The following is a 12,041-nucleotide window of genomic DNA, read 5'->3' as shown; positions in this document are numbered from 1 at the left end:
CGGGCTTTTATCACAACATTTTAATTTTATTGTGCAGTATAAATAGTCTCTAACACTTCAATTCGTGCTTCTTTTGTATAGTCAGATGACTTTAACTGCTCTGCAGCAGCTAAAATATCTTGACCATCATTAACAGCTAATACCGCTATTTTAGTGCCTGGGAAAACAGACACTACCTTCAAGCCAGATAGCTGAGCTACCTCTGTTGCGTTCATGTCATCTTTAAGCAAAATAGTGATATTGCCAGAAAGCGACGTTAAGTTATTTGTTAGTACATTACGTACCAGCGTCCCTTTTGTTACTAACGATGAAGCCTCAGAAGATTCAACAACCGCCATCTCACCTTTAGTAGAAACAACATACTCATCTGCAGCAACACTTGCTGGTACTAAACGTAAGTTTTTTTCTACAACGTAAGAGCCAAAGTCGGTTTTGCTGTATTTCACACTATTTACCGGCTTTTTTGGAAGTTGCAGCTCTTTATCTGCTACTGAACTCGCTGTTGCACTTAGAGAAATACACGCAGCAGCACCTAAAATAACTAATTTATTCATTTTCATATCTATATTCCTTACTCTTGACCTGCGTGACCAAATGCTCTTAACGAAACGCCTTCTAAAACGCTTGCTGCACGGTTATTTGAAATACCAGTAACTCCAAGACCATTGTCAGTACCATCAGTAAAAGCAAAACTATCTGCTGCAGCATCAAGAACACGAATAGTCCACGTACCTTTTGTTGTCTCGCCATAGAAGGCATTAGACATAAGTACCGCATCCTTTAAAACATAACCTGTGTTCCAACCATTAGTAAAACTATAAGCTGGGTAGAATAGAGCTTGCTTAGACGCTAGTAATACACTACGCGTGCCTGATGGAGACGTTACTTCGATTGCTAAATCGGTACCAGCAGAGGTTTGCGTACCATCCGCTAAACCAAAGCCCATTTCAGTGTTGCTCACATCAAACTTGAACTGCATAGCTTCAATGTTTAACTCTTCTTCAACAATGATTTGCTGTGTAACACCCGCAGCACTGTTGTCTGGAATTTCTAGCGTAAGGGCATCTTCTTCAACAACAGAGCCAACACCACTCCAATCTGTAATAACTTGCTCGCCTAATACTACGTCGTACTCTTTTGCCATCTCAACGGCAGCACCAGCATCTACACGCCCAAAACCATATAAGTTATTAAAGTTATAACCTGCTGCATTTTCAACCCAGCCGTCATGCGCTACAAATTCACCTTCACCAACGCTAAGCGTTATAACTTCATCTTCTGTATCGTTGACTGTGCTGGTAGTAGCTAAGATATGACGAACATCGCGCCATGTTAGCTCCGGATTAGCTGATAAAATCAGTGATACTACACCTGACGCATTAGGTGCTGCCGAAGAAGTACCATTAAACGTTGAGGTATAGTTACAGCTAGCGTTATCTTCATGGCCTGGGTAATTGAATGGGTATTGCGATGCCGCAAAGTCTTCGCCATATGCTGCAGCCCATGCTGTAATCGAGCTACCATTAAAGCCTGAGTACCCGTTAATACAGGTCATTTGATCAGTTGTTACCATGGCAGGCGCCCAGCGCCCGTATTCACCCGCAGGGGCTGAAACCATTAGGTTAGCACCACCACTTGAGTAGCTTGTATGTGTACCATCAGCATTTACAGCTGCAACGCTTAAGTAATATGGATGACCCTGGCTTGGCTCAAACGCGCCGTTATAACAAGTAAGACCTAACTCATTTGCGCCATTATCAGCACATAATGACCCTTCATCGCCACCATCTACAAACGAGTTACCGCTTGATTTCATGTTTAGCGCACCTTTACCACCACGAAGACTAAGGTTAGGGTATGACTCGATAGCTTCATCTAGCTCTGAGTAACCAATAAACGTTGGGAAGGTAATACCGTAGCTGCGGTTAAAAGCAGAAATGTTTTCTGATGTGCTAATGCCGCTTCCAGGGAAACCATGAGCGAGTAAATCGGTTTGCTCAATTTTATCGCCACCTAGGTAGTTCATGCCAATGAGACCAGCATCTGGTGCAACACCGCGCCCGCCTTTACCATTCCAGCCTTTTGCTGCAATTAAGCCTGCAACACTAGTACCGTGGTCACCACTGTTTGACGAACTTGTAGGGTCGGTACGGTCAAGCGCCTCTGCATCTAAGTTTAGAGAGCGATTAGGTAAAACGTTATCAACTAAATCTTCGTGACGAATTTCCATACCAGAATCAACAACAACCGCCGTTACGCCAGCACCTGTAACACCTTGAGCATAAGCTGCTGCTACGTTCATATCCTCGCCAACAACCAATTCTTCTGCTTCTGATTCAGCAAAATCCTCGTCAAAAATAGTTTGCGCTTCTTCTTCGCTGTAACCTAATTGGTTAACATATAAATCAATTAGGCCTTGCTTCATTTCATCGCTTAGAGCGTACGACTTTTGACCTGTGTTACGCAGATGCCATTGCTGATTAGCTAACGGATCAGTTGCAATATCACTAATAACTAATTGCGCAGACGCCGATTTACCATTTGCATTAGCGGTGTAATCAATTACCGCATCTTCACCGGTAACAGACACATAGGTAAAGGTATCGCCTTCAACAGTGAGTAAGCCGTGGCTAAAAGTATATACGCCATCTTGTGCTTCAACCGCTTCACCATTTTCAGTAAATGTATAACTTAGTGTATCGCCATCGTTATCACTTGCATTAAACTCAGCTGTTACAGGTACCCATTGCTTTAAACCGGCAACGGCTACATCGCTTGCTTTTGGTGCAACATCAGTTACTACAGCAACTTGGCTATTATTGTCATTGTCGCTACCACCACACCCTGCTAGCGTCATAACTACTGCGGCAGAAAGCGCCGACATTTTAAAGATATTATGCTTCATAAACTTCCTTCGTTATTTATTTTTATGATGACTCAAGGTACACAACAGGGCACTTAATAACAACGCACTGTTTACAGTCGTTAACAATAAAATGACAAGGTGTAATGATATATTCAGAAAACAAGCTATGAGACATTAAAGTTTCACTTGAATAAAATAAGTAATCGATTCAAGATGTCTAATTAGTAGATATAATTTCTTACAGGGGCAAAACATGAAATTTAAACAATTTTTAGCAGGGGTTGCTTTAGCAACATGTACACTTAGCGTATCTGCAAATACTGCATTTAAAGAACCAAGTGATGCTATTGAATACCGTCAAGCTGCATTTTCTATGATTTCAGTGCAAATTAGCGATATGGGCGCAATGCTAAAAGGTAAAATTCCTTTTGAGGCAGAACAATTTAAAATGCGCGCCAATAACGCAGCCGCCCTTTCTAAAATGCCATGGGAAGCGTTTTACGAAGGCACAGATAAAGGTGATACAGCAGCCTTAGCTGATGTATGGTCAGACAATGCAACCTTTGTTAAAAAAGCCAATGCCTTCGCTGCCAATGCAGATAAGCTAGCTTTAGCAGCTCAATCTGGCGATAAGGCGGTAATTGGTAAAGCATTTGGCGCTTGGGCCAAAGGCTGTAAAGATTGCCACAAGCAATTTAAAGACTAATTACAATTAAAACAACGCACACTAAAACGGCGCTTTATGCGCCGTTTTGTTTTTTGTTAGCTATTAACTTAGCAAGTAATTAAGTGGTTCTTTGCCCCATGTAACAGCCAGTAGCACGAGTAATCCAACAAAAATAGCCCACGCTAACCAAGGTGCCTGGGTGTTATCTACATTAGTTTGAGTGGCTTGCTCGCTGTTAGCCTGTTTACCGGTGATCATTGCTTTGACAAGTGGCTTTCCTTTTATTTTATACACAACTATGGCAGTAACATGCAGGCATATAGCATAAAATAAAATATCGAAGTTAAGGCGGTGCAGCCAATTTGCAAAATCAACTGTTGAGCTCGACACGTACTCAACCAAAGGACCATCAGTCAAAATGCCATCACTGCTCATTAGCCCAGTTACTAACTGCACTATAATAAGCACAAAAAACAACAAAACCATGTAGCTACCTGGCGCCGAATGACCCACCCCTTTACTAGGATTTTTAAACTCTTTAAGTACTGCTATTGGCGAGTGCAGTAACGCACTTAATTTTGCCGTTTTACTGCCCACCAGCCCCCACACTAAACGAGTCACTATTAATGCGATTGCGAAAAAGCCAGCTACAAAATGTAGCTCAATCATGCCCTCGTCAATGCTAAAGTAAAGCACAGCTATATTAATCACTAATAACCAATGGAAGCTTCTTATAAAGCCATCCCATACTTTTATACTTTGCATATAAATCCTCAACTTGTTGCCAGTCTTTGGCGCATTATTTTGATACTAAAACTATTATTCCAAAGTTTTACTAGTGCTGCATTAATGATATTACATAAAGCCCTATTTATGGCACACTAAACGCACACACATATTAGCTACTTGTATTAATGAATATAACTAAACGCGCAGTATTAAAAGGTTTTTTTGACATGCTCCCGCTTTGCTTAGCGGTTGTTCCTTGGGGGATATTATGTGGCTCTTTAGCGATTCAAAATGGCTTTAGCGCCTTAGAAACACAAGCAATGTCACTACTTGTATTCGCGGGTTCTGCACAATTAGTTGCCATTGAACTAATGGCCGGTAACACCCCTTTACTGACTATTCTATTTACCACATTTATTATTAGCTCTCGGCATTTTTTATACGGTTTAGCCGTACGCCATAAAGTTATTTCACAACCATTACGGTGGCGCTTACCAATCAGTTTTGTACTAACCGACGAGCTGTTTGCCTTTTCGCATCACCGCAAAGCCTATAAAACAAAAGCGCGCCTAATATACGCTTTAAGTGCGGGTTTTAGTTTTTATATTGCATGGAACCTTTGGACACTCATAGGCATAGTTGCAGGAAGTGTGCTCCCTGATTTAACAAATTTAGGGCTCGACTTTGCTATTGCAGCTACATTTATTGCACTTGTGGTACCGGGCATAAAAAATTTAGCCTCGCTGGTTACAGTGATTGTTGCGGGTATTAGCGCCACACTTTTAAAAAGCACGGGATTTGAATTGTGGTTAGTTTGTGCTGCTCTACTTGCAATGAGTGCAGGCTACTTTACTGCAAGGCTTACTCAAAAAAAGGACTGCCCATTATGATGCTCACTATATTATTAATGGCGTGTATTACCTTTTTTACTCGTTACTTATTTTTACATCAACGCCTTGGTTTTAAGGTGGGCCCTAAAATGCAGCAGTTTTTAAGCTTTAGCGCACCCGCTGTACTAACCGCTATTTGGGTACCCATTATTTTTATAAATGAAGAGGGGATCAACCTAAACTGGCACAACCCTTATTTAAGCGCAGCTATCGTTGCGATTATTGTTGCCTATAAAACACATAATATTTATTACACAACGCTTGCCAGTATGGGGTTATTTTTAATTTTAAATTAGGGCGTGTTGACCTTTGGCGTTTGAATTTACAGCAGTATGTTTGGTTTTTAGGCAAGGCAGAGCCTATGAAGTGTGGTTATTCCCCATAAATAGGCGATAACGTAGCATAAATGCCAAACATGCGCTGCCCTTTGGGTTCTGCCTAGGGGCGATAAACTCTTTGTTGTCTACATGGATGTAGGTAAGGGGCGTGAGCAGGACGCGGAAGCTCTGCTCGGTTTTTACTTAGCCTACTAGGTTACAAACCTCGTGCCGCGATTTGATCGCTCCTAGGTTGAACAAATTTCAATCCGCAAAGTTCAACACGCCCTAAATAACAGCCAACCCATTAACAATGTCTAAAGTTTATACTTTTAGTAACGCGCTACAGCGGGTAGAATGTAGCAAACAACAATAAAAAAGCGCCCATCATGCATGAATTTCATCAATTAACGGCTACTGCGTTAAACGGAAAAACAATTAACTTTAGCGACTTTGAAGGAAAGGTTGTACTTATTGTTAATACCGCCAGTGAGTGTGGATTTACAAAGCAATATGAATCTCTACAAGCGCTACATACTAAATACGCGCAAGCTGGCTTGGTTATAATTGGTTTTCCATGTAATCAATTTGGTCAGCAAGAGCCAGGCGACGCGACGCAAATACAACAAGGCTGTTTAATTAACTATGGGGTAAGCTTTTTAATGGCCGCAAAGGTGGATGTAAATGGCCGTCACGCACACCCTGTATTTAGGTATTTAAAATCGGCCTTGCCCGGCTTTTTAACACGAAAAATAAAGTGGAACTTCACTAAGTTTTTAATCGCACCCGACGGTACGCCTATTAAACGTTATGCCCCTTTTACAAAACCAGAAAAGTTAGAAAGCACCATTCAACAAGCACTCGCTAAAAAGTAAGTACATAAAAGTAATAAAGAGGCATAAAGCCTCTTTATTGCCAGTATTTAGCTTTCAAACATGCGTATACGCACATTCAAACCTTAAAACAGGCGCATTATTTTAACTAGCACAATTTAGTCTATGTAATCGTTTAAGTCGTCTTCACCTAGGTTTTTACGCAAACGTTTTTGCTCAAGGTAATCTTCCAACTTCTTTTTTACCTTTTGCTTTTTTTTATCATGCTGATTACGCCCGACCATTTCGTACTCGTCTTCAACAAAATCATCATCTAGCGCATCGTAACTAAATGTCTTACCCACAACCCACTCCATAAAGTGCTTAAGACCAACTCAGGTTGATTCCTGCACTTGGTAAATTAAAAAAGTTTAGCGCTAAAATACGAACAAATTAGCACCAAAATAAAGCCACGTGACTATCGTAAATAGCCTTCATGTCAATATTGTGAATAAATAGCGCTAAATTAAGAAAGTGGAAAGTGAGAGTTTTTTATCGTTTCGACAAATAAAATTTATCATTTATTTATTTTTAGTGTTTTTGACTAAAAAGTAGTTTATTTATCAAAATTAAAAATCATTACAAATACACAAATTTTCATAACCAATTGTTTTAAAATAAAAATAAATAATGGCATCAAACTTGTTAATACTTAACTGTCATCAACAATTATTAGAGAATAAACATGAAAAATTTACTATTAGTAAGCGCTTTAATTTGTACACCCGCTGCAATGGCACATAACGATAACAATGCGGGTATTTCGTTTAGCAACGAACAGTGCAATGTAGAGTTTAAAAACGATGTACGCATTAAGCCTAGCGAATTAGAAATTTTTACCGCATCTAATCAATTCATGCGCTTTAACAGCAATGGCAAATTAACTATAAATGGCGAACAAGTATCCATTAGCAGCGAGCAGCGCCAAGCGCTTGCCCAATATTCGGATAACTTACGTACGCAGCTACCGGAGGTTGCTAATATTGCCCTAGACGGAGTGAAAATAGCCGGTGTAGCACTAGAGGAAGTAGCCAACGCATTTAATATTGATGGGCTTGACGACTTGTCTGGCCTAATGGACGATATAAAACTGGAAGTAGAAAACAGCTTTTACCAAAAAGGTACGTTTGTAATGGGCCAGCAAAGCTTTAATCAATTTGGTGAAAACTTTGAACACCAGTTTGAGGAGCAAATAGAAACCGTGGTTGAGTCTGCCGTTATGCAATCAATGGGCAGTATTTTAGTTGCTTTAGGCTCTGAGCTACTTGGTTCGGGTGGTGATATGGATGCATTTGAGCAACGCATGGAAAATATGGGCGCGCAAATAGAAGAAAAAGTAGAGCTACATGCCAGTGCACTTGAAAAGCGTGCTAACTCTTTATGCGACAGCTTTGCCAGCATTGCACAGCAAGAAGAGCAATTAGTAGCGCAGTTACCGCAACTAAAAGGTTACGAGTTATTTACCATTAAACAAAACTAATACACAAAACCGTATTTAACATCCCTTTAGCAGCACTTGTATATTAGGTGCTGCTTTTTTCATTCTTTTAGCGTGTGAGCCAGCGCACCTAACGTGGTAATAGCCTGCTCAATTTTTTCGCTCCACTGCACCCCGTAGCTTAACCTAATACAGCTTTTATATTTATTACTTGCTGAAAAAATAAGACCTGGGGTTATGCTAATACCAGCTTCTAAAGCCAGTAAAAATAACTTTTGACTGTCTACCCCTTGGCCTAAATCTAGCCAAATAACACACCCACCTTTAGGGTCACTAATACGTGTATTTTTAGGCATTGCGTTTAATAAGCACCACCGCATGCGCTCTTTGTTATTACGTAAGCGCTGCCTAAGTACTTTTAAATTACGGTCATATTCACCACTGGCTATAAACTCAGAAAGCGTCCACTGATTTATAAGTGAGGCAGAGCAACTTAATGCACGCTTATGCCGGCGCGCTTGACCAGCAAACTTGCCTGCTATTAACCAACCTACTCGATAACTGGGTGCCGCCGTTTTTGAAAACGAGGCGCAGCTGATCACAAGCCCCTTTTTTGAATACGCTAAAGCGGGCGTGCCGCGCTTGGCAGTAAAGTGCAAATCGCCGTACACATCATCTTCTATAAGAACAACATTATGTGACTCTATTAAGTCCACCATTTGCTTACGGCTTTCATCGCTCATAAAGCTGCCAACCGGGTTATTGATTGCGGTCGAAAATAAGCATGCTTTTATATCATGTTGCTCAAGCGCTTGAGCTAGGTCATTAAGCCAAATACCGTTGTCGGGGCATAGCGGGATTTCAAGCGCTTTTAAGCCTAAGCTCTCTATTAATTCAATAATGCCGTGATAGCACGGGGTTTCAATAGCCACTACATCGCCGGGCTTAGTAACACACTTAAGTGCGATAGCCAGCGCCTCTTGCGCACCATTAGTGATCACCAGTTCATCTATATTTACGCCAATACCAAAGCCTAAGTATCTATGCACTAATTGCTTTTTAAGCGCACCAAAACCATCAATAGGGCCATAATTTATAACACTCGGTCCAGCAATTGTCATAACTCGGCGCATATTTCTCGCAAGTGCTTTATCGGTAGGGGCAGCAGCAACGGGATTCGCGATACCAAAAGCTATAATATTAGGCTGATGAATAGCACTATATACTTGCTCTATTAACGCTTGTTTATTTACAGTGACAGGTTCACGGCTTAATTTTACGCGCTTAGGTAAACTATAAACCGTATTAAGCACCGTTAAAAAGTAGCCCGATTTTTCACGCGCCTCCACTACTCCTTGATCTTCTAACGCTTGATACGCTTGCTTAACAGTTGGAACGCTAATATTTAAGTTATTGGCCATTTTACGAAGTGATGGAAGTTTTTCCCCTGGTAATAATACCTTCTGCGTTTGCATATCCTTGATTAGCTCAATAACTTGTTGATATAAAAACTCGGCTTTTTGCTTACTGGCTGTTGGCTGCATATCTCGCTCAAATCTGTATAGGTTACATTTATACTTTTCTGTATATGGTAAGTATACAGATAGGCCTTAAAATAACCACTCAATCAGTTTTTTAGAGGTGTGCCATGAAAAGCGCAGCGCTATATCTCACAACAGTGTTAATTTGGGGCTCTACGTGGCTGGCGATTTCATTTCAGCTAGGCGATATCGCTGTGGAGCTTTCTTTGCTTTATCGTTTTGCCATAGCAGCTGTATGTATGTGGCTATTTGCGGCCTACAAAAAACCTAATATGCGATTTTCATTAGTCGATCATGGTTTTTTTGCTTTATTGGCCATTTGCAACTTTGGCTTAAATTATTTGCTTTTGTATTGGGCTCAAAACTACCTTTCTTCGGCAATGGCCTCTATTGCTTTTTCGATGCTATTAATAATGAACATAATCAACACCCGTTTATTTTTTGCAAAACCTATAGCCAAACGAATTTACTGCGGCGCGCTAATCGGTGTGATAGGTATTATTTGTCTATTTTGGCCGCATTTAAAGCAATTCGACTTGAGTAATGGGGCGTTGGTCGGGTTACTACTTGCCCTTGGGGGCACCTTTGTGGCTTCATTGGGCAATATGATCAGTGTACGCAATTCTAATCGGCAAATAGGTGTATTGCAGGGTAACGCATGGGGCATGTTATATAGCGCAGTTGGTTTAGCCGTTTATGTATTAATAAATGGTATAACGGTCAGTTTTAGTGCCCCTACCAGCTATTGGCTGTCGCTGTTGTATTTATCAGTTTTTGGCACTGTGATTGCGTTTGGCTGCTATTTTGCTTTGTTAAAAAACATTGGCCCCGAAAAAGCAAGTTACGCCATCGTTTTGTTTCCGTTGGTGGCAGTCACATTAAGTAGCTTTTTTGAAGGCTTTGAATGGCACGCAAACACCTTTGCCGGTTTTAGTTTAGTACTACTGGGTAATGCAATTGTACTTACCCCCACAAAAAGAATTAACGCCTTTTTAGCAAGCCGCTGCGTTGCTAAAAATGGTTCCGTCCCCAGTTAGAGGCGTTTTTAACGCACTAACACAAAAGCGCCTACTTTACTGTAGGCGCTTTTTTATTGGTATATGAAAATTAATGGCCTGCTTATGTATAGCAATAATCGCGGGCGTGACGCCTACCAGCTCGCCATCCGCCTCAACGAATAAATTTTTAGTTGTAATATGCGCTTCTTTTAATTGGCTATAAGTGAGCCTTTTTAGGGTGTGATGGCGCTTAAAAAGAAGTTTAATAAAGCTAAATAAGTGATTAACAACACTACTCGCTTGCATTTGGTAGCAATCAAGCAGGCCATCATCAATTTCAGCTCTAGGTGCTATTTTAATTCCGCCGCCAAAATACTGAGAGTTCGCAAATACAGTTATTAAATTTGGGTACTCACTTTGTTTATTTAAAAATACTCCCTGTAGTGTGCTTGCTTTATAAGTAAAGAGCGACTTAAAACTCGTCCACTTATAACGCCAAGCAGGCATGCTTTGTAAATGACCTAACTGCTTAATTACATGAGCATCAAAACCAACACCAGCCACATTAATAAAGTAACGGGTATTAATTTTACCTATGTCAATTAAGTGTGTAGGGGCATTAAAAATAGCGTTTTGCCACTGTTTAGCCGTGCAATGAAAGCTTCGCGCAAAATCGTTACCCGTACCACAAGGTAATATTGCCAAACTGCAGGTACTGTTAATCACGCCATTAAGTGCCAAATTAAGCGTACCGTCGCCACCAATAGCCACTGCTATTTGGCTTTTTTGTGCATTCGCTTTAATGCTTGCTAAGTCGTACTCATAATTACCTGTTGTTTTGACCGTGATATAAAGAATATTTTTCTTCTGACATGTTTTTTTAAGCCAATCGAGGTGTTCTAACACCGCTTTTTTTACGCTCGGTTTAACTATTATTAACAACTGCAAGTAATTTATCCCCTTTTAGTCGGCACGCCAGTGTAAATAAAAATTAAGTTAAAATTAATTTATCTGAATAATTAATCACAATAGTGAGTAAAAATTTATTACAAACTTTTATAAAAACAAAAAACACTTATAAAACAACTCACAGATTAAACCCCGCGGTTAAATAACTATGCAAATCCGCCTCTTATCAGCTTTAAATAAAAACAAAACAAAACAATTTCAGATAAAAATAACTAATAGCTAAGCCTTAGTTTATATTGTTGTATTTTTAAACAAAAAAGAGTCAAAATGCTCGCGATTTAAACACATACACCTTGGAGCAAAGACATGAACCCAATAAACACCCTAAACCAAAATGCAGCAGCCCACGTTGGCGTAAAACCAACTAACCGTAAAGCTAAAATGCTGGCTAAATTAAACCGTATGGGCAAAAAATTAGCATTAAACAGTGCCGCGCAATACAAATAATCAACCTTGTTATGATTATTAAGCAGGGGCAGTAAACAACTAACCACTATTGAAAGCACTTCTTTAGCTCCCTTAGTTTACTGCCACCCTTTAATTTTTAGTTTAAATCCTTCTAATTTCCCTCTATTTACAAAAAAAACCGCAATTACGTCTACTTTTTAAGCAAACAGTTTATTTGCTATTTACACAACGGTATCACCTAAGTATTATTCTGCGTCACGGAGAGATGGCAGAGTGGTCGAATGCACCGGTCTTGAAAACCGGCATAGGTTTGTAGCCTATCTAGGGTTCAAATCCCTATCTCTCC

13 protein-coding genes and 1 tRNA gene are annotated in these 12,041 nt (G+C 40.2%); 8 read left to right on the top strand and 6 right to left on the bottom strand.

Going from position 1 to position 12,041, the window contains the following annotated elements; all coding sequences use genetic code 11:
* Nucleotides 1-26 precede the first annotated feature (26 nt).
* Both AN393_RS12050 and AN393_RS12045 read right to left on the bottom strand, forming a co-directional pair.
* Nucleotides 27-560 carry a S8 family serine peptidase gene (locus AN393_RS12050; RefSeq protein ID WP_055015853.1) on the bottom strand — a complete coding sequence of 178 codons (534 nt, stop codon included), beginning with the start codon at nt 558-560 and terminating at the stop codon, nt 27-29.
* An 11-nt stretch (nt 561-571) separates the two neighbouring features.
* A complete protein-coding gene (locus tag AN393_RS12045; protein WP_055018193.1) occupies nt 572-2,905 on the bottom strand; it encodes a S8 family serine peptidase in 2,334 nt (777 codons plus the stop codon).
* Between the two features lie 214 nt (nt 2,906-3,119).
* On the opposite strand from AN393_RS12045, the gene AN393_RS12040 reads away from it, so the two are divergent.
* Complete coding sequence (locus AN393_RS12040; protein ID WP_055018192.1) at nt 3,120-3,572, top strand: cytochrome c; 453 nt, start codon at nt 3,120-3,122, stop codon at nt 3,570-3,572.
* Nucleotides 3,573-3,635: 63 nt separating this feature from the next.
* On the opposite strand, the gene AN393_RS12035 is transcribed toward AN393_RS12040, so the two are convergent.
* The gene (locus tag AN393_RS12035) at nt 3,636-4,298 is read right to left on the bottom strand and encodes a cytochrome b/b6 domain-containing protein (protein ID WP_055018191.1); all 663 of its coding nucleotides are present in this window, start codon (nt 4,296-4,298) and stop codon (nt 3,636-3,638) included.
* 149 nt (nt 4,299-4,447) lie between these two features.
* On the opposite strand from AN393_RS12035, the gene AN393_RS12030 reads away from it, so the two are divergent.
* From AN393_RS12030 to AN393_RS12020, 3 genes are all read left to right on the top strand, one after another.
* Nucleotides 4,448-5,152 (top strand): AzlC family ABC transporter permease, encoded by a 705-nt coding sequence (locus AN393_RS12030; protein ID WP_055015849.1) that lies wholly within the window; start codon nt 4,448-4,450, stop codon nt 5,150-5,152.
* Nucleotides 5,149-5,448, top strand: coding sequence for an AzlD domain-containing protein (locus AN393_RS12025; RefSeq protein WP_055015848.1), 300 nt, complete (start codon nt 5,149-5,151; stop codon nt 5,446-5,448). The genes AN393_RS12030 and AN393_RS12025 overlap by 4 nt, the downstream gene beginning before the upstream one ends.
* 410 nt (nt 5,449-5,858) lie before the next feature.
* A complete protein-coding gene (locus tag AN393_RS12020) occupies nt 5,859-6,344 on the top strand; it encodes a glutathione peroxidase (RefSeq protein WP_055015847.1) in 486 nt (161 codons plus the stop codon).
* Between the two features lie 116 nt (nt 6,345-6,460).
* On the opposite strand, the gene AN393_RS12015 is transcribed toward AN393_RS12020, so the two are convergent.
* Nucleotides 6,461-6,646, bottom strand: coding sequence for a PA3496 family putative envelope integrity protein (locus AN393_RS12015; protein ID WP_004589020.1), 186 nt, complete (start codon nt 6,644-6,646; stop codon nt 6,461-6,463).
* A gap of 380 nt (nt 6,647-7,026) precedes the next feature.
* Here AN393_RS12015 and AN393_RS12010 point away from each other — a divergent pair, with 380 nt between their 5' ends.
* Nucleotides 7,027-7,821 carry a YggN family protein gene (locus AN393_RS12010; RefSeq protein ID WP_055018190.1) on the top strand — a complete coding sequence of 265 codons (795 nt, stop codon included), beginning with the start codon at nt 7,027-7,029 and terminating at the stop codon, nt 7,819-7,821.
* 59 nt (nt 7,822-7,880) lie between these two features.
* Here the strand turns inward: AN393_RS12010 and AN393_RS12005 are convergent, their stop codons facing one another.
* Nucleotides 7,881-9,323 carry a PLP-dependent aminotransferase family protein gene (locus tag AN393_RS12005; protein WP_055015845.1) on the bottom strand — a complete coding sequence of 481 codons (1,443 nt, stop codon included), beginning with the start codon at nt 9,321-9,323 and terminating at the stop codon, nt 7,881-7,883.
* A gap of 104 nt (nt 9,324-9,427) precedes the next feature.
* On the opposite strand from AN393_RS12005, the gene AN393_RS12000 reads away from it, so the two are divergent.
* Nucleotides 9,428-10,357, top strand: a complete 930-nt coding sequence (locus tag AN393_RS12000; RefSeq protein ID WP_055018189.1) for a DMT family transporter — start codon at nt 9,428-9,430, stop codon at nt 10,355-10,357.
* A gap of 36 nt (nt 10,358-10,393) precedes the next feature.
* On the opposite strand, the gene AN393_RS11995 is transcribed toward AN393_RS12000, so the two are convergent.
* Complete coding sequence (locus AN393_RS11995; protein ID WP_055015843.1) at nt 10,394-11,266, bottom strand: diacylglycerol kinase family protein; 873 nt, start codon at nt 11,264-11,266, stop codon at nt 10,394-10,396.
* Between the two features lie 327 nt (nt 11,267-11,593).
* Here AN393_RS11995 and AN393_RS20465 point away from each other — a divergent pair, with 327 nt between their 5' ends.
* Together AN393_RS20465 and AN393_RS11990 are read left to right on the top strand one after the other, a co-directional pair.
* On the top strand, nt 11,594-11,734 hold the full coding sequence (locus AN393_RS20465; protein ID WP_004589025.1) for a hypothetical protein: 141 nt from the start codon (nt 11,594-11,596) through the stop codon (nt 11,732-11,734).
* Between the two features lie 220 nt (nt 11,735-11,954).
* A tRNA-Ser gene (locus AN393_RS11990) sits at nt 11,955-12,041 on the top strand.

It is taken from the genome of Pseudoalteromonas sp. P1-25 (genome assembly GCF_001401805.1).
Classification (GTDB): domain Bacteria; phylum Pseudomonadota; class Gammaproteobacteria; order Enterobacterales; family Alteromonadaceae; genus Pseudoalteromonas.
The sequence above is the reverse complement of the archived record's forward strand: the minus strand, read 5'-3'. Positions and strand labels throughout refer to the sequence as shown.